Source organism: Laribacter hongkongensis DSM 14985, from assembly GCF_000423285.1.
Classification (GTDB): domain Bacteria; phylum Pseudomonadota; class Gammaproteobacteria; order Burkholderiales; family Aquaspirillaceae; genus Laribacter; species Laribacter hongkongensis.
The window spans coordinates 57,581-81,861 of sequence record NZ_AUHR01000002.1 but is presented as its reverse complement, the minus strand read 5'-3'; the positions used below and the strand labels follow the sequence as shown (position 1 = coordinate 81,861).

Genomic DNA, 24,281 nt, shown 5'->3' with positions numbered 1-24,281 from the left:
CCCCTATTTGGCCTGCTTGCGCAGCAGCACCACCGCCAGCACGGTCAGCACTGGCACTGCCAGCGCCAGCGGCCACAACGAGCCGCCGAGCGCAGAAAAGCCCAGTGCCTTGGAAAAGGTGCCGTTGCTGAGGGTCAGGAAGTGGGTGGTCGGATACAGCGCGCCGATCACGGCGCCGGCGCCTTCCAGCGTCGACACCGGGTTCATCATGCCGGAGAACTGGATCGCCGGCAGCAGGGTGCCGATGGCGGTGCCGGCCAGCGCGGCGACCTGGCTGTTGGTCAGCGCCGACATCAAGAGGCCCAGCCCGGTGGTGGCGGTGACGTACAGCAGGGCACCGGCGACCAGCGTCAGCAGGCTGCCCTTGAACGGCACCTGGAACAGGGTGATCGCCAGCACGAACATCAGCACGAAGTTGAACATCGACAGCCCGATGTACGGCAGCTGCTTGCCCAGCAGGAATTCCAGCTTGGTCACCGGCGTGGTGTAGACGTTGAGGATGGAGCCCAGCTCCTTCTCGCGCACCACGCCCAGCGCGGTCAGCATCGCCGGGATGAACACCAGCATCAGCGGGATCACCACCGGCACCATCGCCACCAGGCTCAGCATGTTCGGGTTGTAGCGGTAGCGCACTTCCACGTCGGCCAGTGCGCGCGGCGGGCTGCCGGTCGCCTGCGCCACGCCCTGCATCAGCGTCTGCGTGTGCACGCCGGTGGCGTAACCCTGCGCGATCTCGGCGCGCATCGGCATCGACCCGTCAAGCCATGCCGACACCTGCGTCGGCGTGCCGCGCGCCACGTCACGGCCAAAGCCGGGCGGAATCTCGATCGCCATCGCCAGCTTGCCGCTTTGCAGCCGCTGGTCGAGGTCGGCGTGCCCCTGCAACGGCGGCTGCTCCTTGAAGTAACGCGAACCGGCGATTTGCAACGTGTAGTTCTGGCTGGTCACGCTCTGGTCGTGGTCGAGCACGGCAAACTCCAGCCCCTCCACGTCCATGTTGATGCCGTAGCCCATCACCAGCATCAGCATGATGCTGCCCAGCATCGCCAGCGTCAGCCGCACCGGGTCACGCCGGAGTTCCATGCTTTCGCGCACGCTGAAGCTCCACAGCCGCGCCAGGCTGAAGCGCGCCGGGCGGACCGGGGCGTGCTCGACCGTAGCCGGCATCGCCACCGGCTGGAGCGGCTCGCGCCGCTGGCCGCTGGCCTCTTCCAGATAGGCGATGAAGGCATCCTCCAGCGTCAGGGCATTGCGGCTGGTCATCAGGCCGGCCGGGCTGTCGCTGGCGAGGATCTTGCCTGCGTGCATCAGCGAGATGCGGTCGCAGCGCTGCGCCTCGTTCATGAAGTGGGTGGAGATGAAGATGGTCACCCCGTCGTTGCGCGACAGGCCGATGATCAGCTCCCAGAAATGGTCGCGCGCCACCGGGTCCACCCCCGAGGTCGGCTCGTCCAGGATCAGCACGTCCGGCTTGTGCAGCACCGCCACCGCCAGTTGCAGGCGCTGGCGGATGCCCAGCGGCAGGCTGTCCGGGCGCTGCTCGAGCACGTCGGCGAGGGTGAAGCGCGCCACCAGCTCGTCGATGCGTGTACGTGTTTCGTCTTCGCTGAGGTGAAAGAGCTGGGCGTGCAGCAGCAGGTTGCGCCGCACGCTCAGCTCGCCGTACAGCGAAAACGCCTGCGACATGTAGCCGACGCGGCGGCGGGTGGCGATATTGCCGGCGTTGAGCACTTCGCCCAGAAGCCGCGCCTCGCCGCGGCTGGGCGACAGCAGGCCGGTCAGCATCTTCATGGTGGTGGACTTGCCGCAGCCGTTGGAGCCGAGAAAGCCGAAGATTTCCCCGCGGCGTACGTCAAGGTTGACGTCGTCCACCGCCACGAAGTCGCCAAAGCGCATTTGCAGCGCGCGGGCGTGGATCACCACCTCGCCGGCAGTCAGCGGCGGAATCACCAGTTCGTGGTGGTCGCCCAGCCGTGCCGGCGGCAGCAGCGACAGGAATGCCGCTTCCAGCGTCGGGCAGCCGGTGCGCGCGCGCAGCTCGGCCGGCGAGCCGGTGGCCAGTACCCGTCCGGCATCAACCGCCACCAGCCAGTCGTACTGCCCGGCTTCTTCCATGTACGCGGTGGCAACCAGGATGCTCATGGACGGCCGGCCGGCGCGGATGCGGGCGATCAGGTCCCAGAACTGGCGGCGTGACAGCGGGTCGACCCCGGTGGTCGGCTCGTCGAGGATCAGCAGGTCCGGGTCGTGCACCAGCGCGCAGCAGAGGGCGAGCTTCTGTTTCATGCCGCCGGAGAGCTTTTGCGCCGGGCGGTCGGCAAACGCCGACATGCCGGTGGCGGTCAGCAGTTCGTCGATCCGGCGCCGGCGCTCGTCGGCTCCCTGGCCGAACAGACGGCCGAAGAAGTCGATGTTTTCGAACACCGACAGCGTCGGGTACAGGTTCTTGCCCAGTCCTTGCGGCATGTAGGCGATGCGCGGGCAGACCGTTTCGCGGTGGCGCGCGCTGCGCATGTCGCCGCCCAGCACTTCCACCCGCCCCTCCTGCACCTTGCGCGCGCCGGCAATCAGGCCCAGCCAGGTGGATTTGCCCACGCCATCCGGGCCGATGAAACCGACCATGCAGCCGGCCGGAATGTCGAGCGTGACCGCGTCGGCCGCCAGTGTCGCGCCGTAGCGGTGGCTGACACCGTGCAGCCGGACGACGTAACGGTCGGCGTCGCTCACGGCAGCTGTACCTCCAGCTTCGCCGGCCAGGCGGCGGCCGGGTCAAGCCGAACGTAGGCCATGCCCGGCAGGCCGGTTTTCACGTGCTTGGCGTATTTCTTCAGCAGCGCGGGGTCGAGTCGCGCCTTGACGCGGAACACCATTTTCTGGCGCTCGTCCTGCGTTTCGACCGACTTGGGCGTGAACTGGGCCACGCTGGCGACGTAGGACACCCTGGCCGGCAGCACGTACTGCGGCGCGGCGTCGAGCACGATGTGCACGTCACTGCCCAGCCCCACCTTGCCGGCGGCCTGCTCGGGCAGGAAAAAGGTCATGTAGACATCGGCAATGTCCACCAGGCTGACCACCTTGCCGCCGCCGGCGATCACCTCGCCCGGCTGCACGATGCGGTACTGCACGCGGCCGGCGCGCGGGGCGTGCAGGTCGCCGTCGGCGAGGTCGATTTCCAGCCGCTTGACCACCGCTTCGGCCGCGTCGATGCCGGCCTGCGCCTGCACCACCTGCGCCCTGGCCGCCAGCAAGGCCGCGCGGGCAGCGGCGATCTGCGCCTTGGCCACCGCGACGTTGGCCTCGGCGTTGCGCAGGCGCGCCGCGTCGTCGTCCACCTGCTGGGCCGAGGTGGCGCGGTCGGCAAGCAGGGCTTTCGAGCGCGCGTGGGTCTTGCCGGACACGTCCAGCTCGGCACGACGCTGCACCAGCACCGCCTCGGCCATCACCACGTCGGCCTCGCGCTGCGCCACCTGCGCCAGCATGGTTTCGCGGCTGCTGCGGGCGTTGGCCAGCTGCGCCTGCGCCTGGGTCAGCTGCGCGGCGAGCGAGGCCTGATCCATGCGCGCCACCAGTTGTCCGGCCTGCACGAAATCCCCCTCGTTGACCAGGATTTCCGCCACCCGGCCGCCGCTCTTGGCCGCCACGTCCACTTCCGTGGCCTCGATCCGGCCGTTGCCCCGGGCAAAGCGGCCATCCTCGCCACCGGAATACACCAGCTTCCACACCAGCAGCGCGACCAGCACGACACCGGCCACGGCCAGACCACGGACCAGCCAGCGTCGGATTTCGGGTTTCATCATGGTTGTTCCTTGTTGTTGTCACTGCCGGCACCGGCCTGTCCGCCGCCCAGCGCCTTGTAGAGATCGACCGTGGCTGCCATCTGCGCACGCTGCACCTGCACCAGCGTCTGCTCGGCGACAAACAACGCGCGCTCGGCGTCCAGCACGTCGAGGTAACTGCTGACGCCGCGCTCGTAGCGCAGCCGGGCCAGCCGCGTCCGCTCCGATTCGGCGCGCAGGCGGGATTGCTGCTCGACCACCTGGACGCCAAGCCAGTGGCTGGCGGCCAGTGCATCGGCCACTTCGCGAAACGCGGTCTGGATGACGGATTCGTACTCGGCCACCGCCACCAGCTGGCGGGCCGTGGCCAGATCCAGGTTTGCCTGCGTGCGCCCGCCGTCAAACAGCGGCATGCGCAGGACCGGCATGAAATTCCAGCTGCCGCTGCCGCCGGCAAACAGGCCGCCCAGCTCGGCGCTGGCGGTGCCGGCCGTGCCGGTCAGCACGATGCTGGGGAAGAAGGCGGCGCGGGCAGCGCGGATGCTGGCCTGGCTGGCCCGCAGGCGCAGCTCGGCCGCGCGAAGGTCCGGGCGGTTGGTCAGCAGCGCGGACGGCAGGCCCGCCGGCAGGGGGCGGGTAAGTTCCTGCTGATCCAGCGGCCGGGCCGGTGGTGCATCAACAGGCGCATGGCCGACCAGCTGCCGGATCAGGGCGCCGGTCTGGGCGCGCTGGCGTTCCAAGAGCGCCAGTTCGCTGCGCGCGCCGTACACCAGGGTTTCCACTTCGCGCAGCTCCAGATCGGAACTGGCGCCGGTTTCGCTGCGCTTTTGCATGATGCGCCAGGATTCTTCGCGGCTGGCGAGCGTCTTGCGGGCCAGCCGGATGCGCTCGTCCAGCTCCAGCGCGGTGAGATGGGTATTGGCCACCAGCGCGATCAGGCTGGTTTCAAAGGCCTGCCGTGCTTCGTCCGTCGCCAGGTATTGCGCCAGCGCTGCTTCGCGCAGGCTCTTCACCCGCCCCCAGAAATCGATTTCGTAGGCAATCAGGCCGGCGTTGACGCTGTATTCACCGGCCACTTGCGCTTGCCGGGTGATCGACAGGTCTGCCGGTGTACGGCCACGGGCAGCGGCGGTGTTGAGTTCCAGCCCCGGACGGCTGCCGGCCTCCTGGATGCCGTACAGCGCACGCGCTTCGGCCACCCGGGCGGTGGCAAGCTGCAAGTCGCGGTTGTAGGCCAGCGCCTGGCGGATCAGCGCCTGCAAGTGCGGATCACGGAACACCTCCTGCCAGGGAAGGCTGGCTGCCGACGCGTTTTCGTCCGCGGTCACGCCAGGATAATGCACCGGCAACACGGCATCTGCCGTCACCCGTCCGGTGGGCACGGCACAACCGGCCAGCATTCCGGCTGACAGCAACACGACCAGGCAAAGCAGGCCGGCTGGCGGTGTTCCGGATTGGCGCAATCGCTGCATGACAAACCCGATCCAATTAAATCAGACAAGTTTCTTTCTCTATCATACGGCGGGTCGCTGCTTGCCTCAAACGGCGGGCCTTGGGCAATGACTCCGTACCAGTCATGTCCGGGCCAGAAAAACCCTTGCAAGCCAGACTGTTTTGCCGATGGGGCCATCCGGGCCTTTTTCCGGATGACGCAGCCTGATTGAGCAGGATCAGGTCCGGAACGACTCCATATAAGGATGGGGTTTTCCGCCCGGCCAGCGGCCGAAACGCAAATACGGATACGGGCAATGAAAAACACCGGCTTGAAGCCGGTGTTTTTGTCCGTCTGGGCGGTATTACAGGCCCGGCATGGCATAGCCTTCGATTTTGGCGGCATCGACCAGGCCGGACAGGTATTCGTGCATGGCCTGGCGGGCAGCAAGGTCGGTCAGGTACTGCTGCAGGCGTTCCTTGATGTCGTCAAATGCGACCGCGCCGCCCTGGGTGCGATCCTGCACCTGGATGATGTGGAAGCCGAACTGGGTTTCCACCAGTTGCGGGGTGATTTCGCCGGCCGGGGTACTGAACACGGCGTCTTCAAACGGCTTCACCATCTGGCCGCGGCCGAATTCGCCGAGGCTGCCGCCTTCGCGGCCGGACGGGCAGGTGGAGTGCACGCGGGCGAGGTCGGCAAAGCGTGACGGTTCGGCCTGCACTTCGGCCAGCACGCCTTCGGCCTTGCCGCGCATGACGACCTTGGCCAGCTCGTCGTCACCCAGCGGGAACAGGATGTGGCTGGCCACAGCGCTTTCACCTTGCGAGAAACGCTCGGGGTAGGTGTCGTAAAACTCGCGGCAGGTGGCTTCGGTGGCCGGCTCGTAACGGATCGACTGCTCCAGCAGGGCGTTGATGGCAGCGGCTTCGTCGCTGGTATCCAGACCGGCTTCGCGTGCCTTTTGCAGCAGCAGGGTGTGCAGGACCAGCTGCTGGATGGTGGCGTCACGCGGATCGGATGCATCGGCAAAATTGTCCTGCTGTGCCTTGATCATTTCTTCGGTGATTTCGACGCCGTTCACGGTAATAGACATTCGGATTCCAGTTCTTCAGATGCGCGTAAAACACGCTGTGCGGTAAAAATGGCCAGACAGGAAAGATTGCGTGCTTATCAAGCCAGCGAGCAGCACAGTATGACGGCAGGCGCCGCATCCGCAAAGCCGGCGGCAGCCCTGAACGGGCTGCCGCGCTTGCTGGCGACCTGCCAGGGGCCGGAATCAGCCGCGTTCAACCTGCGACACGTCGCGCACCGCGCCAGTATCGGCGCTGGTGGTCATGGCGGCGTAGGCGCGCAGGGCCGGGCTGACCACGCGCTGGCGATCGAGCGGCTTCCAGGCTGCGCTACCGCGCGCTTCCATGCCGGCCCGGCGGCGGGCCAGTTCGTCATCGCTGACGGCGAGGCGGATGCTGCGGTTCGGGATATCGATTTCGATGGTATCGCCCTCTTCCACCAGACCGATGGCACCACCCTCGGCAGCTTCGGGCGAGACATGGCCGATCGACAGTCCCGAGGTGCCGCCGGAGAAGCGGCCATCGGTCAGCAGGGCGCAGGCCTTGCCGAGCCCCTTGGACTTGAGGTAGCTGGTCGGATAGAGCATTTCCTGCATGCCCGGGCCGCCCTTCGGGCCTTCGTAGCGGATCACCACCACGTCGCCGGCAACCACCTGATCGGCCAGAATGCTTTCAACGGCTGCATCCTGGCTTTCGAAAATGCGGGCGCGACCGGTGAACCTGAGGATCGAGTCATCCACCCCGGCGGTCTTGACGATGCAACCGCGCTCGGCGAGGTTGCCGTAGAGCACGGCGAGGCCACCGTCCTGCGAGTAGGCATGGGCCCCGTCACGGATGCAGCCTTCGGCGCGGTCGGTGTCGAGTTCCAGGTAGCGCATCGACTGGCTGAAGGCGATGGTGGTGCGCACGCCGCCCGGCGCGGCGCGGAAGCGCTCGCGGGCGATGTCGTCGCTGCTGGCGCGCTGCACGTCCCAGCGGTCGAGCGCGTCCTTGAGGCTGGCGGCATGCACGGTGCTGACGCGGGTATCGAGCTTGCCGAGGCGGTCGAGTTCGCCAAGGATGCCCATGATGCCGCCGGCACGGTGCACGTCCTCCATGTGGTACTTCTGGGTGGCCGGCGCCACCTTGCACAGGCAGGGCACGCGACGCGAGATGCGGTCGATGTCGGCCATCCGGAAATCCACCCCGGCTTCGCTGGCGGCGGCCAGGAGGTGCAGCACGGTGTTGGTGGAACCACCCATGGCCACATCAAGGCTGATGGCGTTTTCAAAGGCGGCCTTGGTGGCGATGTTGCGCGGCAGCACGCTGGCGTCGTCGCCCTCGTAGTAGCGGCGGGCCAGGTCGACGATGGTGCGGCCGGCTTCGAGGAACAGTTCCTTGCGGTCGGCGTGGGTGGCGACCAGCGAGCCGTTGCCCGGCAGGCTGAGGCCCAGCGCTTCGGTGAGGCAGTTCATCGAGTTGGCGGTAAACATGCCCGAGCAGGAACCGCAGGTGGGACAAGCGCTGCGCTCGACACGGCTGACGTCTTCGTCGGATACGGCGCTGTTGGCAGCTTCGACCATGGCATCGACCAGATCGAGCTTGCGGATGGTGTTGCCCCAGTCGACCTTGCCGGCTTCCATCGGGCCGCCGGAAACGAAGATCACCGGAATGTTGAGGCGCAGGGCGGCCATCAGCATGCCCGGGGTGATCTTGTCGCAGTTGGAGATGCACACCAGCGCGTCGGCGCAGTGGGCATTGACCATGTATTCGACGCTGTCGGCGATCAGGTCGCGGCTGGGCAGGCTGTAGAGCATGCCGCCGTGGCCCATGGCGATGCCGTCGTCGATGGCGATGGTGTTGAATTCCTTGGCAATGCCGCCGGCTTTTTCGATTTCGCGGGCAACCAGCTGACCAAGGTTGTGAAGATGGACATGGCCTGGCACGAACTGGGTAAAGCTGTTGGCCACTGCAATGATCGGTTTGCCGAAATCACCGTCTTCCATGCCGGTAGCACGCCAGAGGGCGCGGGCACCGGCCATGTTACGGCCATGGGTGGAAGTACGGGAACGGTAGGCGGGCATGGCGGGAATTCCTTTTGCAAAGTCTGTTTTTTGATATTCGCTGGATATAATGGCCTCTTTGCACATGCAGAGATGACGCAATGCTGACTCATCCGCAGTTCGACCCGGTGGCGATCAGCCTGGGGCCAATGGCGATCCGCTGGTATGGCTTGATGTACCTTGTGGGTTTTGTCTTGTTCATTGTGCTTGGAAACGTCCGCATCAGGAAGGGGAACACCGTGTTCACCCCCAAGATGCTGGACGACCTGCTGTTCTGGGGCGTACTCGGCGTGATTCTGGGCGGAAGACTGGGCCAGGTGCTGTTTTACGAGCCCGGCTACTACCTCGATCACCCGCTGGAAATCTTCATGGTCTGGAAAGGCGGCATGTCTTTCCATGGCGGTTTCCTCGGCGTACTGGCCGCCTCGTGGCTGTTTGCGCGCCGCAACCACCTGAGCTTCTGGCAGGTCACTGATTTTGTCGCCCCGCTGGTGCCGCTGGGCCTGGCGGCGGGCCGGCTCGGCAACTTCATCAATGGTGAGCTGTGGGGCCGGGTCACGGCGCCGGACAAGCCGTGGGCCATGCTGTTTCCGCAGGCACGCGGCGAAGACCTGCAACTGGCTGCCGGCAACCCGCAGTACGCGCAGTGGTTTGCCCAGTACGGTGCCCTGCCCCGTCATGCGTCGCAGCTCTATGAAGTGCTGCTGGAAGGCATCGTGCTGTTTGTCGTGCTGTGGTGGTTCACCTCGCGGCCGCGGGCACGTGGACAGGCTTCCGCCGTCTTCCTGATCGGTTACGGCATCGCCCGTTTCGTTTGCGAATACTTCCGCTCACCGGACGAAGGCATTTTCGGCCATTCCTACCTCATCAGCATGGGGCAGTGGCTGAGCCTGCCGATGATCCTTGCCGGTGCCATCCTGTGGCAATGGTCGCGCCGGCATGCCGACAACCGCTTCCTGCGCTAGCCGGGGGATGACTGATGGAAAGCCTGTATCTGCTGATTCCGATGAGCATCGTGCTGGCCTTCGGCTTCGGTGCGCTGTTCTGGTGGGCTACCCGCTCGGGGCAGTTTGACGATCTGGAAGGGCCGGGACACCGCATCCTGATGGATGACGACAGCACCCATGCCGAAAAACAGCCGGATGCCGCCACGCCTCCGGCCACACCGCGCACCTGAACCGGCAGTCTTTACTGCACATTCGCCCGCTCTTGTCCCAGGAGCGGGCGAAATTCATTTCAAATAACCAAAGGTTATAAACAATGCTCACGGAGCATGGGTTTGCCTTTAGGATGACCGTTCCGACTCTGTAAGTAGAGGTGCGCTGCCTAAGAGTAAGCGAAAGGAGGGGGAGCCCGCCGATCTTCGCCAAAAGGAGTCAGCGCCGAAGCAGCCAGACCGTCGGGTCCGGCTGCTGGTGCCCTTCCGAACAGGAATGGCACTGCCATAGTCCTTAACCAACTATGGAGCGCTACTGAAGGGGGGAGAAGTCCTCATCCAACACCCTTGTTGCGTCTGCTGTCTTCTGGTCCTCTCGGTAGATCTCCACCTGACCCATAGGTGAATCGAGATCATGGAATTGACCCACTATTCCGACTCTTTGCTGTCCATCCTGCCGCCACTGGTCGCGGTCACGCTGGCCGTTCTCACCCGCCGCGTGCTGCTGTCGCTGGGCCTTGGCATCCTGATCGGCGCCCTCCTCGTCACCCGGGGCAACCCGCTGGATACCGTGCAGTATCTCGGCCTCAAGCTCATGGCCATCTTCCGGGAAGCCGGAGCGCCCAACTGGGCCAGCATCAACATTCTGCTGTTCCTTGTGCTGCTGGGCTGCCTGATCGCCCTGATGACACTCACCGGCGGCACCCGCGCCTTTGCCCTGTGGGCCGAGCAGCGCATCCGTACCAAGCGCCAGGCCAAGATCATGACCGGCATGCTGGTGTTCCTGTTCTTCATCGACGACTACTTCCACAGCCTGGCCGTCGGCACCATCTGCCGGCCGATTACCGACCGCTACCGCATCTCGCGGGCCAAGCTCGCTTACCTGCTCGATTCCACCGCTGCGCCGGTGTGCGTGCTGATGCCGGTATCGTCGTGGGGTGCCTACATCATCGCCGTGATCGGTGGCATCCTCGCTGCCCACGGACTGCAAGGCCAGAGCCCGATCTCGGCCTTCATCGCCATGGCCCCGATGAACTTCTACGCCCTGTTCACCCTGCTGATGGTCATCGTGCTGATCGCCGCCAGGCTCGACTTCGGCCCGATGGCGCGGCATGAAGCCGCGGCCCAGGACGGTGAACTCTACGACGCCGGCAAGGGCATTCCGCCCGGCGCCACCGAGTCGCTGAGCGCCGTGGCCGAAGGCAAGGTGCGCGATCTGGTCCTGCCGATCTTCACGCTGGTCATTACCACGGTGTATTTCATGGTGGCCACCGGCGCCGAGGTGCTGGCTGCCGGCGGACAGGCCTTCAGCGTGCTGGGCGCATTTGAAAACACCAATGTCGGCCTGTCGCTGGTCAGCGGCGCCCTGAGCGCGCTAGCCGTGGCCATCGTCCTGTCGCTGCGCCTGCGGCTGGGCCTCGGCGTGTGGGGTTCGGTGGTGCGCCACGGCTTTGCCTCGATGTGGCCGGCCCTGCGCATCCTGCTGCTGGCATGGGTGATTGCCGCGGTGATCCGCGATGTGGAAACCGGCAAGTATCTGGCCTCGCTGACCCAGCTGGCCCTGCCGGTCTGGCTGCTGCCGGCGGTGCTGTTCCTGCTGGCCGGTGCGATGGCGTTTTCCACCGGCACCAGCTGGGGCACCTTCGGCATCATGCTGCCGCTGGGTGCCGACCTGATGATGGCCGCCGAGCCCACCCTGCTGCTGCCGGCCCTGTCGGCCGTGCTGGCCGGCTCGGTATTCGGCGACCACTGCTCGCCGATTTCCGATACCACCATCCTGTCGTCAACCGGTGCGGCCAGCCATCACATCGACCACGTCACCACCCAGCTGCCCTACGCCCTTGTTGTCGCAGGCTGCTCGGTGGCCGGCTATCTGGTACTCGGTGCCACGGGATCAGTCGGCATGTCCTTGCTGGTCTGCACGGCCTGCTTTGCCACCAGCCTGCTGGCGCTGCACCGCCTGGCCGTCATCCGCCCGGCTGCCACACCGGCCGGAGAGGCCGCCCGGGCCTGATGTCCGGTGTCCGGCTGACCGGACACCCCTTTCTGCCGCCGGCCTTCAGGGCCGGCTTTTTCATGCCTGCGGCTGACCCGTACCGGGTTTGCCGGCGTGCCCGGTTTCAGGCCGGATGGCGCGGCATCAACCGGGCGGCCTGTTACACCGGCCCTTGCCAGGCCGGTTACCGCCACATTTCCCCTCCAGGAACTGTCAACGTGCGGCCTGCCGGCATGATCCGGTCCGGCATGACGCATTCGTCCACACCACGGTCCGCAGCACTGCCTACCTTCCACCCGGGCAACGGGCTGGCAGCCAGACCCGCTGCCGCCACCGCTCCGGACAGCCGGCCGGTAATCCTGTCAGCCGGCGCCAGCCTGTTCCGGCCAGCTGCCGTATGGCTCTTTCATCAGCATCACGTTGTAGTAGCGCAGGTCGCCGGTCACTTCGGCACCCAGCCAGCCGGGACGGGCAAAGTCCTCGTCTTCGCTGGAAAGTTCGATTTCTGCCAGCACCAGTCCGGCATTGCTGCCGGCAAACTCGTCCACTTCAAAGGCGTGGCGGCCGATGTGGACCTCGTGGCGGACCTTGTCGATCACGCCGGGCTCGCACAGCGCCAGGAGGGATTCGGCTTCGGCCAGCGTAATTTCGCGCTCCCACTCGAAGCGGGATACGCCGGAAGCATTGCCGATGCCCTTGACGGTGATGAATCCGCGCCCGCCCTTGATGCGTATGCGGACGCAACGCTCCGGTGCGGAGTTGAGATAGCCCTGCACGATGCGTTCCTGCCGGCTGACAAAGGGCCGGAAGTCGCCCCGTACCAAGAATTTGCGCTCGATTTCCTGTGCCATGTCCGTCTCCGGTTACGTGTCCGTCTCCTGACCCGCAACCCGGGTCGTCCTCAGCAAACGATACAGGGTCCGTTCGCTGATGCCCAACTGTTGCGCCAGCTGGCGGCGGGTGCCGCTGAATTCGCGCACCTGCCGGGCCAGCTCGTCCGGGGCGGGCGCAGCCGGCCCGGCAGGCTCCGCCGGTTCCCAGCCGTCCAGGGCTTCGTCGACGTGGCTGCGGCCGATGACAGAGCCGCTGGCAAACAGGCTGGCACGCTCGAGGATGTTGCGCAGCTCCCGGACATTGCCGGGAAAGTCATAGCCGGCCAGCCGGTCAAGCGCACCGGCAGACAGGTGCTTGTCACTCTGCCCGGCCTGGCGTGCCAGCAGGGCTTCGGCCAGCAGGACCAGATCCTCGCGGCGCTCGCGCAGGGGCGGCACGCTCAGCGGTACGCAGGCCAGACGGTAATAAAGGTCGGCCCGGAAGGCACCGGCAGCTACCCGCTCGCGCAGGTTGCGGTGGGTGGCACTGATGACGCGCACATCGGCCCGCCGCAATTCGGGCGAGCCGATGTGGCGATAGGTGCCGGTTTCCAGGAAGCGCAGCAGCCGCGCCTGCATGGCCAGCGGCATGTCACCGATTTCGTCCAGGAACAGCGTACCGCCGTCGGCTGCCTCGACCAGGCCCTGCTGGCGACGCACGGCCCCGGTAAAGGCGCCGCGCTCGTGCCCGAACAGTTCGCTTTCGATCAGGTTTTCCGGCAGGCCGGTGCAGTCGACCGTCACGAACGGCCGGCCGGCTCGGGCGCTGCCACGGTGGATGGCATGGGCGACCAGCTCCTTGCCGCTGCCGGATTCGCCCTGCACCAGCACGGTGGCGTGACTGGGTGCCACGCGGGCGATGCGGTCCAGCAGGGTCTGGAACGCCGGGCTGCGGCCAACCAGCCCTTCATTGCGCGCCGCCGCCAGCGGCAGGGGCTGCATGCGTTCGATAAAGAATTCGCACTGGCCGTCGTCGCCGAACACCGGGGTCAGCTCGATTTCGACGAACTCCTCACCCTGCGCCGAGTGGTGCAGGTGTACGCCCCGTTCCATCTGCCGCGATTGCAGGCTGCGCTGCAACGGGCAGCTTTCGCCGCAGTCATTGCAGGGCTGCCGGTAGTGGTGCGACACGGCAAAACACGGCTGACCGACGATTTCGGCACCGTGGGCAAACCGTTCGCGGTAGGCCCGGTTGGCAAAACAGATGCGGTAGTCGCGGTCGCACAGGATGTGGGGAGCTGCCAGGGCATCCAGATAGCGTGAAAGGACGTTCAGGGATGAAGACATGGGCAAGGAACAGGACAGGAATACTGTCATTTTATGACAAAAAACTGCCATTTCCTGCCAGTGGCAGCCAAAACGTCACGCCTGTCAGAAGATGTGCGTCAGTAACAGGCTGATTCGACTATGATTTTCGTGGATATGTCATGTGGCATGGATATTGATATCCAACGGGTTCCGGTTCGCCTGGCGCAAGACATCCTGCCGGCTGTCCTGCGCCAGCCTGACCGGAACATACCGTGATCCTGTCAGGAGAAAACCATGCGTCTTGCCGACCGCCGACTGCGCCGCGAACTGGTGTGGGTCGTCGTCATCAAGCTCGTCTTGCTGACCCTGCTGTGGTGGCTGTTCATCGCCCCGCAGCGGGTCGAGGTGGATAGCCGCAAGATGGCCGATGTCGTTGCGGCGCCCGCCGGATCACCTCTGCAATTCAAGGAGAACCCTCATGCCAATTGACAGTGTGGTCGATCTGTCGCGCCTGCAGTTTGCCGCGACGGCCATGTACCACTTCTTGTTCGTACCACTGACGCTGGGAATGGTCTGGCTCCTCGTGATCATGGAGTCGGTCTACGTGATGACCGGCAAACTGGTCTACAAGGACATGACCCGTTTCTGGGGCAAGCTTTTCGGCATCAACTTTGCCCTTGGCGTCACCACCGGCATCACGCTGGAATTCCAGTTCGGCACCAACTGGGCGTATTACTCCCACTACGTCGGCGACATCTTCGGCGCGCCGCTGGCGATCGAAGGCCTGATGGCCTTCTTTCTGGAATCCACCTTCATCGGCCTCTTTTTCTTTGGCTGGGACCGGCTTTCGCGCCGCCAGCACCTGCTGGTTACCATCCTGATGGCCGTGGGCACCAACCTGTCGGCGCTGTGGATCCTGATCGCCAACGGCTGGATGCAGAATCCGGTCGGGTCCGAGTTCAGCTACGAAACCATGCGCATGGAGCTGACCGACTTCTGGGCCGTGGTGTTCAACCCGGATGCCCAGGCCAAGTTCGTGCACACGGTATCGGCCGGCTATGTCACGGGCGCCATGTTCGTGCTGTCCATATCGAGCTGGTACCTCTTGCGCAAGCGTGATGTCGAATTTGCCAAAAAGAGCTTCCGCATTGCGGCGGCCTTCGGCTTTGCCAGCGTGTGTTCGGTGATCGTGCTGGGCGACGAGTCGGGCTACACCGTGGGCGAGGCGCAACAGACCAAGCTCGCGGCCATGGAAGCCATGTGGCACACCGAACCGGCCCCGGCGGCCTTCAACCTGATTGCCTGGCCGAACGAAGCCGAGATGAAGAACGACTGGGCGGTCGAGATTCCGTGGGTGATGGGCCTGATCGGCACGCGCTCGGTGGACAAGCAGATTCCCGGCATCCACGAGATCGTGGCCAAGAACCGCCTGCGCATCGAATCCGGCATCAAGGCCGTCAAGGCGCTGGACCGGCTGCGTGCCAACCGCAACGACGCCGAAGCCAGGGAGCTGTTCGAACGCCACAAGGCCGACCTCGGTTTTGGCCTGCTGCTGAAGAAATACACGCCGGACGTGACGCTGGCGACGGCGGCCATGATCGATGCCGCTGCACGCGACACCATCCCCGGCGTGACACCGATGTTCTGGACCTTCCGCGTGATGGTCGGGCTGGGCTTCTGGATGCTGCTGCTGTTCAGCGCAGCGCTGTGGTTCTCGATCAAGGGCTGCTTTGCCGACCGGCCGTGGCTGCTGCGGGCCGCGTTGTGGAGCCTGCCGCTGCCGTGGATTGCCTGCGAGGTCGGCTGGTTCGTGGCCGAGTACGGCCGCCAGCCGTGGACCATCTACGGTGTGCTGCCCACGCGGCTGTCGGTGTCCACGCTGTCGGTCGAATCGCTGTATGGCTCGCTGGCGGGTTTTGTCGGCTTTTACACGCTGCTGCTGGTGGTCGAAATGTTCCTGATGGTGCGCTTTGCCCGTCAGGGGCCGGGATCGCTCGGCACCGGCCGTTACCAGCATGAAGCCCATTCTCACTAGGAGCGCATCGTGATCGATTACCCCACCCTGAAAATCGTCTGGTGGCTGCTGGTCGGCGTGCTGCTGGTCGGCTTTGCCATCATGGACGGCCACGACATGGGCGTCGGCACCCTCTTGCCATGGGTCGGCAAGAACGATGTCGAACGCCGCGTCATCATCAACACCGTCGGCCCGCACTGGGACGGCAACCAGGTCTGGTTCATCACCGGCGGCGGCGCCATCTTTGCCGCCTGGCCCCTGGTGTACGCCACGGCGTTTTCCGGTTTTTACTGGGCAATGCTGGCGGTACTCTGGGCCCTGTTCTTCCGGCCGGTCGGCTTTGACTACCGCAGCAAGATCAATGATCCGCGCTGGCGCTCGACCTGGGACTGGGGGCTGTTTGTCGGCGGATTCGTGCCGCCGCTGATCTTCGGCGTGGCCTTCGGCAACCTGTTGCAGGGCGTACCGTTCCGCTTCGATGCCAACCTGGTGTCGTACTACGAAGGCTCGTTCTGGGGACTGCTCAATCCGTTTGCCCTGCTGTGCGGCGTGGTGTCCAGCGCCATGATCACCTGCCACGGAGCCATCTACCTGGCACACCGGACCGAAGGCGACATCGCGGCCCGCGCCCGCCGCTGGGCCATGGCCACCGGCCTGCTGGCCCTGGCCGGCTTTACGCTGGCCGGTGTCTGGCTGGCCAACGGCATTGCCGGCTACGTGATCACCTCGGCCCTTGACCCGGCCGCCCTGCCCGACCCGCTGGCCAAGACGGTGGTCATCCAGGAAGGCGCGTGGATGGCCAACTATGCGCGCTGGCCGCTGGCCTGGCTGGTGCCGCTGGCAGCCTATGCCGGCCTGGGGCTGGCCCTGTGGCTGCTGCGCCGCGGACACAGCTTTGCCGCCTTCTGGGCCTCGGCCGTCGGCCTGACCGGCATCATCGGCACCGCGGCCGTGTCGATGTTCCCGTTCATCATGCCCTCGTCGCTTGATCCGGTTTCCAGCCTGACCGTGTGGGACAGCGTTTCCAGCCCGCGCACGCTGACCATCATGCTGGTGGCAACGCTGATCTTCATGCCGATCATCATCCTCTACACCCGCTGGGCGTACCGCGTCATGCGCGGCAAGGTGACAGCCGACTACGTGCGGGAAAACAGCCACAGCGCCTACTGATGAAGCACAAGGAAACACGACTGATGAAAATAGCCCTGACCAGCCAGAACCGCCGGGACCTGACCGCCCACGCCGGCCGTTGCCGCCATTTCGTGGTGTATGACACGCACTCGCCGCAGCTGCCGGTGCAATGGCTGCAACTGCCGCTGGCCGGCACGCTGCACGAGGCCGATCCGGTAGCGGACCATCCGCTGGCCGGCATTGACGTGCTGATCACGGCCGGAGCCGGTGACTGCCTGCGCCAGCGTCTGGCCAGGGCGGGCATCCGGCTGGTCATCTCCGGCCAGCCGACGCCGGACATGGCGCTGGCGGACTATCTTGCCAATCCGGCGGCACAACCCCTGGACACGCACGGCGACTGCCAGTGCCAGTGCGCCCACTGAACAAAGGAAGGATTCCGAATGTGGTATTTCGCCTGGGTACTGGGCATCGGCTTTGCCGTGCTGCTGGCCATCCTCAATGCCTTGTGGGGCGAGCATGAAGAGGACCGCCGCCTCTCGCTCCAGCAAGATGCCGAAGCCGACCTGCATGGCTGAACCGGCTGCATCCCGCGTGCATGGCCCGCTGCTGCTGCTCGGGATTGCCATCATGCTGGGGCTGACGGCCTATCCGGCCTTGCTGGCCACGCCGGACGGCAAGGCGGATCATCCGGCAGCCCTGCTGCTGTTCTGGGCCATGAGCGCCAGCTTTGTCCGCGGGGTGGGCTTCGTGCCGCACAACCGCCTCATCCGCCTGCTGCTGGGCGGACCGGCAGCGCTGCTGGCCCTGCTGGTTGCCGCCATCCGGCTCTGGCCCTGACAGCCGACGACCCTAACCAACGCCCCGCCCAGCGGGGCGTTTTGTTTGCCCCGGTATCTGCCGCCCGGATTTTTTGTCCAGCCAATGACAAGGACAAATACGGCAAACCTGTCTCAGGTCAAAACCTGACCGTGGTGGCCTCAGGTAAATTACACAACATCTTGTGTTTTGCAGTCGTGAAAATCATACATATTGATAGAGCATGACTTCTATCCCTTCCCGAGGCTGTTCATGAAACCCGTAATCATCAAGCGCGACGGCTGCCGCGCCCCCTTTAACGCCACCCGCATCGCCGAGGCTGTCGATGCTGCCCGCCGGGCCTGCGCCCATGCCGATGCCGGACTGGGAAACGCACTGGCGCGGACCATCGGAGATGAACTGGCCGGACGCGAAGAAGTCGACATCCACGAAATCCAGACCCGGGTGGAAGACCTGCTGATGGCACAGGCGCCGGAAGTGGCACGGGCCTATATCGAATACCGCCACGACCGCGACCTCGCACGCGAGGCGCGTGGACGGCTGGCGCAGGACATTGCCGGGCTGGTGGAACAGAGTAACACGGCACTGCTGAACGAAAACGCCAACAAGGACGCCAAGGTGATCCCGACCCAGCGCGACCTGCTGGCCGGCATTGTCGCCCGCCACTACGCGCTGACCCACCTGCTGCCGCGCCATGTGGCCGAGGCACACCAGAAGGGCGAGCTGCACTTTCACGACCTGGACTATTCGCCGTTCTTCCCGATGTTCAACTGCATGCTGATCGACGTCGAAGGCATGCTCACGCACGGTTTCAAGATGGGCAACGCCGAGATCGACACGCCCAAATCGATCACCAGTGCCGCAGCCGTCACTGCCCAGATCATCGCCCAGGTGGCCAGCCACATTTACGGCGGCACCACCATCAACCGCATCGACGAAGTGCTGGCGCCGTATGTCACCCTCAGTCACGCCAAACACCTGGCCGTTGCGGCCGAATGGGGCATTGCCGACGCCGAAGGCTACGCCATGGCGCGTACCGAGAAAGACTGCTTTGACGCCTTCCAGTCGCTGGAATACGAAGTCAACACGCTGCACACCTCCAACGGCCAGACGCCGTTCGTGACCTTCGGCTTTGGCCTCGGCGAAAGCTGGCAGGCCCGCATGATCCAGCGTGCGATCCTGAAGAACCGCATTGCCGGTCTGGGCAAGAACCACAAGACGGCGGTGTTTCCCAAGCTGGTGTTTGCCATCCGGGACGGCCTCAACCACAAGGCCGGCGATCCGAACTACGACATCAAGCAACTGGCGCTGGAGTGCGCCAGCAAGCGCATGTACCCGGACATCCTCAACTACGACGAAGTGGTGCGCGTCACCGGCTCGTTCAAGACGCCGATGGGCTGCCGCTCGTTCCTGTCGAAGTGGGAACAGGACGGCGCAGAAAAGCATGAAGGCCGCAACAACCTTGGCGTGGTCAGCCTCAACCTGCCGCGCATTGCGCTGGAAGCGCAGGGTGACGAAGCGCGGTTCTGGCAATTGCTGGACGACAAGCTCGCCGTTGCCCATGACGCCCTACTCTACCGCATCGAACGGCTCAAGGGCGTAAAGGCGCGCGTGGCACCGATCCTCTACATGGAAGGCGCCTGCGGCGTGCGTCTGAAGGCTGACGACGAGATCAGCGACATCTTCAAGCACGGCCGTGCCTCGATCAGCCTTGGCTACATCGGCCTGCACGAAACCGTCAACGCGCTGTACGGCAATGCCGTTCATGTTTTTGACAGCGACGCACTGCGCGACAAGGCCATCGCCATTGTCAGCCGCCTGCGGGCCGCCACCGACCGCTGGAAGGCCGAAACCGGCTACGGCTTCAGCCTGTATTCCACGCCGTCGGAAAACCTGTGCTCGCGCTTCTGCAAGATCGACGCCCGCGACTTCGGCATCGTCGACGGAGTGACCGACAAGGGCTATTACACCAACAGCTTCCACCTTGACGTGGAAAAGAAGGTCAATCCCTACGACAAGATCGACTTCGAGGCGCCCTACCCGCCGCTCGCCAGCGGTGGCTTCATCTGCTACGGCGAATACCCGAACATCCGCCACAACGTCGAGGCGCTGGAAGACGTGTGGGACTACAGCTACCGCAAGGTGCCGTACTACGGCACCAACACACCGATCGACGAATGCTACGACTGCGGTTTCACCGGCGAATTCCGCTGCACCAGCAAGGGCTTTGTCTGCCCGGCCTGCGGCAACCGCGAGCCCTCGCGGGTATCGGTCACCCGGCGCGTCTGCGGCTATCTGGGCAGTCCTGATGCGCGTCCGTTCAATTCGGGCAAGCAGGAAGAAGTGAAACGCCGCGTCAAGCACCTGTAAGCGCGGAACAGTCCTCATGCATTACCACAAGTACTATCCGGTCGATGTCGTCAACGGCCCCGGCACGCGCGCCACCCTGTTCGTGTCGGGCTGCGAGCACCGCTGTCCCGGCTGCTACAACGCCACCACCTGGCCGGTGGACAGCGGCCGGCCTTTTGACGACGCGCTGGCCGACCGCATCATTGCCGACCTGAACGACACCCGCATCCGCCGGCGCGGGTTGTCGCTCTCGGGGGGGGATCCACTGCACCCGGCCAATCTGGCTACGGTCAGGAAGCTGCTTGAGCGGGTACGGACCGAGTGTCCGGGCAAGGACGTGTGGTGCTGGACCGGCTACACGCTGGCCACGCTGAGCGCGGCACAACACGAGGTGGTTGCGCTGGTCGACGTGCTGGTGGACGGCCGGTTCGAACAGGACGAGGCCGACGCCACGCTGGTGTGGCGCGGCAGCCGCAACCAGGTGATCCACCGGCTGACGCCGGACCGGACGGAATGAGTCGGCCGGACAGCCAAGGTTGCACGCCATGCAGATTGTCTGACAATCCTGCTTGTCCTGTGCCGCAGGCCACGCTACGTTGACAGAGTGCAGTTCCGCGAAACACAACCTTATGTGTACAGGAGGCCTCCATGCTGTCACCGCGCTTTGCCATCGTGCTGTGGACGTCGTTCTGGGTGGCCGGTCTGGCCACTACGGGCATTTTCCTGGTCATCGACCCTGCCAGTCCGGCGCTCGCCGGCCAGCCGCTGTTTGATTCGCCCCTGACCGCTTACGGCACCGTGTTTCTGCTGGCATGGGTGTTTGCAGCGTTCTGCGCCGCTTCAACGCTGTTTTTCATCCGGACGCGTGACGAGGTCAACGGCTACTGTGCCGTCCGTGTCCAGCCTCGCCGGCGCCGGCACGATCTTCCGGCACCGCAGGCAGGCGTGCAGTCCTTCGACTGAACCGGATCAGCTGTCCTCGTGGCTGCGGGCCACGATGGTCATCGCCATTTCAAAGCGGGAACCGGGCTCGACGGCACAGCAATGCATCACCTCGGTGGTCAACCGCAGGGGTGCGACCGGCTTGCCGGCCAGATCGGGGGCCATGACGATGATTTCGAGCATTTCGCGAAACTGCGGCACGTATTCGCTGTGTACGGACAACCCTTCAACGGTGAGCTCCACGCATTCGCCATAGAAGGTTTCCCCGCGACGGGTGCGGATACGGGCCGGACAGCGCAGTTTCATGACCAAGGCTCTTGGACTAGGGGTTAGACAGCAACGATGCGTTCAATCCGGCCGGCAAGAAACTGCTCGTACCAGTAAAGTCCGGCCAGCGTCTTGCCGTCACACAGCTCGCCGCTGGCAGCAAGACGGCGGACTTCGTCCAGAGACAGGGTCAGCACTTCGAGGAATTCCCCTTCGTCCAGCCGGCGCTCGCCGGATACCAGCCCTTCGGCCACAAAATAGACGATGCGTTCGTCGGAGTAACCGATGCAGGGATACCCGGTCGGCAGTTGCCACCAGTGTGCGGCAGCGTAGCCGGTTTCCTCCAGCAACTCGCGCCGGGCAGTGGCCAGCGGTGATTCATGCGGGTCGATCTTGCCGGCCGGAATCTCCAGGAACTCGCGCCCGGCGGGATAGCGGAACTGCCGCTCGAACACCAGCCGGCCATCAGGCAAAGCGGCAAAGACCGCAACGGCGCCCGGATGCCGGATGAACTCCCGCTGGCTGGTCCGGCCGCCGGGCAGGCGCACCTGGTCGCGCGTGACCTCGAAAAATCCGCCCTGATACACCACGTCGCCGTCAATCCGGTTTTCGGTCAGATCCATGCCGCCACTTTCTTTTTCTCCAGGCATGCACGACGTGCATGCGCCATACACCTTCAACCACGACATAGCCTGCCAGCGCCAGGGTCAGGGCCAGCGCCACCAGACCGACCAGCAATGACGGCCCGAGCGACCACGCCCAGTCACCCAGTGCATGGGCCCACGCCACCAGACCGGCCTCTCCCGGTTCGGGCGGCTCGGTCATTCCGGCGCCATGATAGCCAGTAATCAGCTCGCCATATTTAAGCGCCAGCAAATACAGCGGCACAATGGTAAACGGGTTGGTGTAGAGGGTGGTAAACAGCGCCACCGGCAGGTTGACGCGGAACAGCCACGCCAGGATACCGGCCGACAGCATCTGTGTCGGTCCGGGCATCAGCCCGCAAAACAGGCCGATCGCCACCGCCCGGCTGACATTGCGCCGGTGCAGCTGCCAGAGCTGCGGCTGCCGCAGCGCCGGCCCCATCCACGCCAGCCAGCGGTTGTGCACGATCGACTCGTGGGAAGGCAAAACCCGCCTGAACCATTTTCTCGACATATGTTCTGAATCATTCAAACAACAGGAAAACCCTGCGGGCCGGTTTTGCGCCACAGAATCCAAACATTCGTTTGAAATCCGCTTGCGCCATTTCAAACGGTCGTTTAACCTATGGCAAAAGAGGTCGGGACAATCATGTCACCGGCCGATCACTCCCAGCTTAACCCACCGGAGACAAGAGAGATGCCTGCCTATCAAGCCCCGCTGCGTGATTTTGATTTCGTCCTCAATGAACTGATCGGCGTGCAGGACATCCTGCCGAACCTGCCGGGCTACGAAGACGCCTCGGCCGATGTTTTCGCCTCCTATCTGGACGCTGCGGCCAAGTTCTGCGAAAACGAACTCGCCCCGATCAACCGCGCGGCTGACGAGGAAGGCTGCCACTATGACGCCGCCACCAAGAGCGTCAAGACTCCGGCCGGCTTCAAGGAAGCCTACCAGCAATACTGCGAACTGGGCTTTACCGGCCTGGATTGCGACCCGGCCTACGGCGGCCAGGGCATGCCCAAATCGCTCGCCTTCCCGGTCATGGAAATGCAGTGTTCGGCCAACGTCGCCTGGTCGATGTACCCGGGCCTGTCGCACGGTGCCTATTCCGCCATCCACGCCCACGGCACCGACGAACAGAAAGCCACCTACCTGCCCAGGCTGGTAGACGGCAGCTGGACCGGCACCATGTGCCTGACCGAACCGCACTGCGGTACCGACCTCGGCCTCCTCAAGACCAAGGCCGAGCCGAATGCCGACGGCAGCTACAGCATCACCGGCACCAAGATCTTCATCTCCGCCGGCGAGCACGACCTCTCCGACAACATCATCCACCTTGTGCTGGCCCGCATGCCGGACTCGCCCAAGGACGTGAAGGGCATCTCGCTCTTCATCGTGCCTAAATTCCTCGAGGACGGCAGCCGCAACCCGGTCTCCTGCGGCGCGCTCGAACACAAGATGGGCATCAAGGCCAACGCCACCGCCGTCATCAACCTTGATGGTGCCAAGGGCTGGCTGATCGGTGAAAAGAACAAGGGCCTGGCCTGCATGTTCACCATGATGAACGCTGCCCGTCTGGGCTGCGGCATGCAGGGTCTGGGCATTGGCGAAGCCTCGTTCCAGGGTGCACTGGCCTACGCCAAGGAGCGCCTGCAAATGCGTGCACTCAACGGCCCGGCCTGCCCGGACAAGCCGGCTGATCCGATCATCGTGCACCCGGACGTGCGCCGCATGCTGATGACGCAAAAGGCCTACACCGAAGCCGGCCGCGCCCTTACCGCTTTCCTGGCCCTGCAACTCGACATCGAGGAAAAATCTACCGATGACGCTGCCCGCCAGGACGCCGCCGACACCGTCGCCCTGCTGACCCCGGTTGCCAAGGCCTTCATGACCGACAACGGTTTCCTCGCTGCCAACATGGGCGTGCAGGTTTTCGGCGGGCACGGCTTCATCCGCGAATGGGGCATGGAACAGCTGGTGCGCGACTGCCGCATCTCCCAGCTCTATGAAGGCACCAACGGCATCCAGGCCATCGACCTCCTCGGTCGCAAGGTGCTGATGGACCAGGGCGCCAAGCTGCGCAAGTTCACCAAGCAGATCCACAAGTTCTGCGAAGCCAACGCCAGCAATACCCAGATCAAGGAACTGGTCGAGCCGCTCAACGCGCTGAACAAGCAGATCGCTGAAATCACCATGGGCATCGGCATGGCCGCCATGATGAACAAGGACGAAGCCGGTGCCGCCGCCACCGACTACCTGCGCCTGATCGGTCACCTGACCTACGGCTACTTCTGGGCCTGGATGGCCAAGGTGGCCGCCGAGAAGATGGAAGGCTCGCCGGAAGCCGCGTTCTACAACGCCAAGATCACCACCGCACGCTTCTACTTTGCCAAGCTGTTCCCGGAAACCCAGTCGCTGATCGTCACGCTCAAGGCCGGCGCCAAGCCGCTGATGGCACTGGAAGCCGACCACTTCGCATTCTGATTTTTCTCCTGCAGGCTCCATTTGGGTACGGCACCTCC

23 protein-coding genes and 1 riboswitch are annotated in these 24,281 nt (G+C 64.7%); of the genes, 13 read left to right on the top strand and 10 right to left on the bottom strand.

Going from position 1 to position 24,281, the window contains the following annotated elements; all coding sequences use genetic code 11:
- Window positions 1-3 precede the first annotated feature (3 nt).
- The 5 genes from rbbA to ilvD all read right to left on the bottom strand — a co-directional run bounded on the left by rbbA (window position 4) and on the right by ilvD (window position 8,344).
- Window positions 4-2,727: a ribosome-associated ATPase/putative transporter RbbA gene (gene rbbA / locus G542_RS0101900; protein ID WP_027823234.1), complete on the bottom strand. Its 2,724-nt coding sequence runs from the start codon at window positions 2,725-2,727 to the stop codon at window positions 4-6.
- Complete coding sequence (locus G542_RS0101895; protein WP_081666709.1) at window positions 2,724-3,797, bottom strand: HlyD family secretion protein; 1,074 nt, start codon at window positions 3,795-3,797, stop codon at window positions 2,724-2,726. The genes rbbA and G542_RS0101895 overlap by 4 nt, the downstream gene beginning before the upstream one ends.
- A complete protein-coding gene (locus tag G542_RS0101890; RefSeq protein WP_034984851.1) occupies window positions 3,794-5,248 on the bottom strand; it encodes an efflux transporter outer membrane subunit in 1,455 nt (484 codons plus the stop codon). Before G542_RS0101890 ends, G542_RS0101895 begins: the two co-directional genes overlap by 4 nt.
- Window positions 5,249-5,572: 324 nt before the next feature.
- Window positions 5,573-6,304 carry a peptidylprolyl isomerase gene (locus G542_RS0101885; protein ID WP_012697713.1) on the bottom strand — a complete coding sequence of 244 codons (732 nt, stop codon included), beginning with the start codon at window positions 6,302-6,304 and terminating at the stop codon, window positions 5,573-5,575.
- 183 nt (window positions 6,305-6,487) lie between these two features.
- Window positions 6,488-8,344, bottom strand: a complete 1,857-nt coding sequence (gene ilvD, locus G542_RS0101880) for a dihydroxy-acid dehydratase (RefSeq protein ID WP_027823231.1) — start codon at window positions 8,342-8,344, stop codon at window positions 6,488-6,490.
- Window positions 8,345-8,424: 80 nt separating this feature from the next.
- Between ilvD and lgt the strand changes: the two genes are divergently transcribed.
- From lgt to G542_RS0101860, 3 genes are all read left to right on the top strand, one after another.
- Window positions 8,425-9,288, top strand: a complete 864-nt coding sequence (lgt, locus tag G542_RS0101875; RefSeq protein WP_012697715.1) for a prolipoprotein diacylglyceryl transferase — start codon at window positions 8,425-8,427, stop codon at window positions 9,286-9,288.
- Between the two features lie 14 nt (window positions 9,289-9,302).
- The gene (gene ccoS, locus G542_RS0101870; protein ID WP_012697716.1) at window positions 9,303-9,500 is read left to right on the top strand and encodes a cbb3-type cytochrome oxidase assembly protein CcoS; all 198 of its coding nucleotides are present in this window, start codon (window positions 9,303-9,305) and stop codon (window positions 9,498-9,500) included.
- Between the two features lie 127 nt (window positions 9,501-9,627).
- Window positions 9,628-9,803: riboswitch (Lysine riboswitch) on the top strand.
- A 91-nt stretch (window positions 9,804-9,894) separates the two neighbouring features.
- Window positions 9,895-11,493 (top strand): Na+/H+ antiporter NhaC family protein, encoded by a 1,599-nt coding sequence (locus G542_RS0101860; protein ID WP_027823230.1) that lies wholly within the window; start codon window positions 9,895-9,897, stop codon window positions 11,491-11,493.
- 344 nt (window positions 11,494-11,837) lie between these two features.
- On the opposite strand, the gene G542_RS0101855 is transcribed toward G542_RS0101860, so the two are convergent.
- The gene (locus G542_RS0101855) at window positions 11,838-12,326 is read right to left on the bottom strand and encodes a CYTH domain-containing protein (RefSeq protein WP_027823229.1); all 489 of its coding nucleotides are present in this window, start codon (window positions 12,324-12,326) and stop codon (window positions 11,838-11,840) included.
- Window positions 12,327-12,338: 12 nt separating this feature from the next.
- Window positions 12,339-13,634, bottom strand: coding sequence for a sigma-54 interaction domain-containing protein (locus tag G542_RS0101850; protein ID WP_012697719.1), 1,296 nt, complete (start codon window positions 13,632-13,634; stop codon window positions 12,339-12,341).
- 255 nt (window positions 13,635-13,889) lie between these two features.
- Here G542_RS0101850 and cydP point away from each other — a divergent pair, with 255 nt between their 5' ends.
- From cydP to G542_RS17305, 9 genes are all read left to right on the top strand, one after another.
- The gene (cydP, locus tag G542_RS0101845) at window positions 13,890-14,084 is read left to right on the top strand and encodes a cytochrome oxidase putative small subunit CydP (RefSeq protein ID WP_012697721.1); all 195 of its coding nucleotides are present in this window, start codon (window positions 13,890-13,892) and stop codon (window positions 14,082-14,084) included.
- Complete coding sequence (locus G542_RS0101840; protein ID WP_012697722.1) at window positions 14,074-15,630, top strand: cytochrome ubiquinol oxidase subunit I; 1,557 nt, start codon at window positions 14,074-14,076, stop codon at window positions 15,628-15,630. The genes cydP and G542_RS0101840 overlap by 11 nt, the downstream gene beginning before the upstream one ends.
- 9 nt (window positions 15,631-15,639) lie before the next feature.
- Complete coding sequence (gene cydB, locus G542_RS0101835; RefSeq protein ID WP_027823228.1) at window positions 15,640-16,779, top strand: cytochrome d ubiquinol oxidase subunit II; 1,140 nt, start codon at window positions 15,640-15,642, stop codon at window positions 16,777-16,779.
- 23 nt (window positions 16,780-16,802) lie between these two features.
- Complete coding sequence (locus G542_RS0101830) at window positions 16,803-17,162, top strand: NifB/NifX family molybdenum-iron cluster-binding protein (protein WP_027823227.1); 360 nt, start codon at window positions 16,803-16,805, stop codon at window positions 17,160-17,162.
- 18 nt (window positions 17,163-17,180) lie between these two features.
- Complete coding sequence (gene cydX / locus G542_RS17780; protein ID WP_012697725.1) at window positions 17,181-17,315, top strand: cytochrome bd-I oxidase subunit CydX; 135 nt, start codon at window positions 17,181-17,183, stop codon at window positions 17,313-17,315.
- Window positions 17,308-17,577, top strand: coding sequence for a cyd operon YbgE family protein (locus G542_RS0101820; RefSeq protein WP_034984843.1), 270 nt, complete (start codon window positions 17,308-17,310; stop codon window positions 17,575-17,577). Before cydX ends, G542_RS0101820 begins: the two co-directional genes overlap by 8 nt.
- A 231-nt stretch (window positions 17,578-17,808) precedes the next feature.
- A complete protein-coding gene (gene nrdD, locus G542_RS0101815; RefSeq protein ID WP_012697728.1) occupies window positions 17,809-19,926 on the top strand; it encodes an anaerobic ribonucleoside-triphosphate reductase in 2,118 nt (705 codons plus the stop codon).
- Window positions 19,927-19,942: 16 nt separating this feature from the next.
- Window positions 19,943-20,422, top strand: coding sequence for an anaerobic ribonucleoside-triphosphate reductase-activating protein (gene nrdG, locus G542_RS0101810; RefSeq protein WP_027823225.1), 480 nt, complete (start codon window positions 19,943-19,945; stop codon window positions 20,420-20,422).
- A gap of 131 nt (window positions 20,423-20,553) precedes the next feature.
- Window positions 20,554-20,868, top strand: coding sequence for a hypothetical protein (locus G542_RS17305; RefSeq protein WP_051189853.1), 315 nt, complete (start codon window positions 20,554-20,556; stop codon window positions 20,866-20,868).
- Between the two features lie 6 nt (window positions 20,869-20,874).
- Here the strand turns inward: G542_RS17305 and G542_RS15625 are convergent, their stop codons facing one another.
- The 3 genes from G542_RS15625 to G542_RS0101790 are packed head-to-tail and all read right to left on the bottom strand — an operon-like array spanning window position 20,875 to window position 22,272.
- Window positions 20,875-21,153, bottom strand: a complete 279-nt coding sequence (locus tag G542_RS15625) for a hypothetical protein (RefSeq protein ID WP_012697731.1) — start codon at window positions 21,151-21,153, stop codon at window positions 20,875-20,877.
- A 23-nt stretch (window positions 21,154-21,176) separates the two neighbouring features.
- Complete coding sequence (locus tag G542_RS0101795) at window positions 21,177-21,737, bottom strand: NUDIX domain-containing protein (protein ID WP_027823224.1); 561 nt, start codon at window positions 21,735-21,737, stop codon at window positions 21,177-21,179.
- The gene (locus tag G542_RS0101790) at window positions 21,712-22,272 is read right to left on the bottom strand and encodes a DUF2062 domain-containing protein (RefSeq protein ID WP_027823223.1); all 561 of its coding nucleotides are present in this window, start codon (window positions 22,270-22,272) and stop codon (window positions 21,712-21,714) included. The genes G542_RS0101795 and G542_RS0101790 overlap by 26 nt, the downstream gene beginning before the upstream one ends.
- Before the next feature lie 183 nt (window positions 22,273-22,455).
- Between G542_RS0101790 and G542_RS0101785 the strand changes: the two genes are divergently transcribed.
- Window positions 22,456-24,243 (top strand): acyl-CoA dehydrogenase C-terminal domain-containing protein, encoded by a 1,788-nt coding sequence (locus tag G542_RS0101785; protein WP_027823222.1) that lies wholly within the window; start codon window positions 22,456-22,458, stop codon window positions 24,241-24,243.
- Window positions 24,244-24,281 lie beyond the last annotated feature (38 nt).

Bases quoted from the DNA above. Each gene is read 5' to 3' on its own strand.
- G542_RS0101830 (WP_027823227.1), top strand. From the start codon at position 16,803: ATGAAAATAGCCCTGACCAGCCAGAACCGCCGGGACCTGACCGCCCAC.
- G542_RS17305 (WP_051189853.1), top strand. From the start codon at position 20,554: ATGCTGTCACCGCGCTTTGCCATCGTGCTGTGGACGTCGTTCTGGGTG.
- G542_RS0101840 (WP_012697722.1), top strand. From the start codon at position 14,074: ATGCCAATTGACAGTGTGGTCGATCTGTCGCGCCTGCAGTTTGCCGCG.
- G542_RS0101785 (WP_027823222.1), top strand. From the start codon at position 22,456: ATGCCTGCCTATCAAGCCCCGCTGCGTGATTTTGATTTCGTCCTCAAT.
- G542_RS0101860 (WP_027823230.1), top strand. From the start codon at position 9,895: ATGGAATTGACCCACTATTCCGACTCTTTGCTGTCCATCCTGCCGCCA.
- lgt (WP_012697715.1), top strand. From the start codon at position 8,425: ATGCTGACTCATCCGCAGTTCGACCCGGTGGCGATCAGCCTGGGGCCA.
- nrdG (WP_027823225.1), top strand. From the start codon at position 19,943: ATGCATTACCACAAGTACTATCCGGTCGATGTCGTCAACGGCCCCGGC.
- cydP (WP_012697721.1), top strand. From the start codon at position 13,890: ATGCGTCTTGCCGACCGCCGACTGCGCCGCGAACTGGTGTGGGTCGTC.
- G542_RS0101890 (WP_034984851.1), bottom strand. From the start codon at position 5,248: ATGCAGCGATTGCGCCAATCCGGAACACCGCCAGCCGGCCTGCTTTGC.
- G542_RS0101790 (WP_027823223.1), bottom strand. From the start codon at position 22,272: ATGTCGAGAAAATGGTTCAGGCGGGTTTTGCCTTCCCACGAGTCGATC.
- ccoS (WP_012697716.1), top strand. From the start codon at position 9,303: ATGGAAAGCCTGTATCTGCTGATTCCGATGAGCATCGTGCTGGCCTTC.
- G542_RS0101885 (WP_012697713.1), bottom strand. From the start codon at position 6,304: ATGTCTATTACCGTGAACGGCGTCGAAATCACCGAAGAAATGATCAAG.
- G542_RS0101895 (WP_081666709.1), bottom strand. From the start codon at position 3,797: ATGATGAAACCCGAAATCCGACGCTGGCTGGTCCGTGGTCTGGCCGTG.
- G542_RS0101820 (WP_034984843.1), top strand. From the start codon at position 17,308: ATGGCTGAACCGGCTGCATCCCGCGTGCATGGCCCGCTGCTGCTGCTC.
- G542_RS0101850 (WP_012697719.1), bottom strand. From the start codon at position 13,634: ATGTCTTCATCCCTGAACGTCCTTTCACGCTATCTGGATGCCCTGGCA.
- ilvD (WP_027823231.1), bottom strand. From the start codon at position 8,344: ATGCCCGCCTACCGTTCCCGTACTTCCACCCATGGCCGTAACATGGCC.
- nrdD (WP_012697728.1), top strand. From the start codon at position 17,809: ATGAAACCCGTAATCATCAAGCGCGACGGCTGCCGCGCCCCCTTTAAC.
- cydX (WP_012697725.1), top strand. From the start codon at position 17,181: ATGTGGTATTTCGCCTGGGTACTGGGCATCGGCTTTGCCGTGCTGCTG.
- G542_RS15625 (WP_012697731.1), bottom strand. From the start codon at position 21,153: ATGAAACTGCGCTGTCCGGCCCGTATCCGCACCCGTCGCGGGGAAACC.
- G542_RS0101795 (WP_027823224.1), bottom strand. From the start codon at position 21,737: ATGGATCTGACCGAAAACCGGATTGACGGCGACGTGGTGTATCAGGGC.
- G542_RS0101855 (WP_027823229.1), bottom strand. From the start codon at position 12,326: ATGGCACAGGAAATCGAGCGCAAATTCTTGGTACGGGGCGACTTCCGG.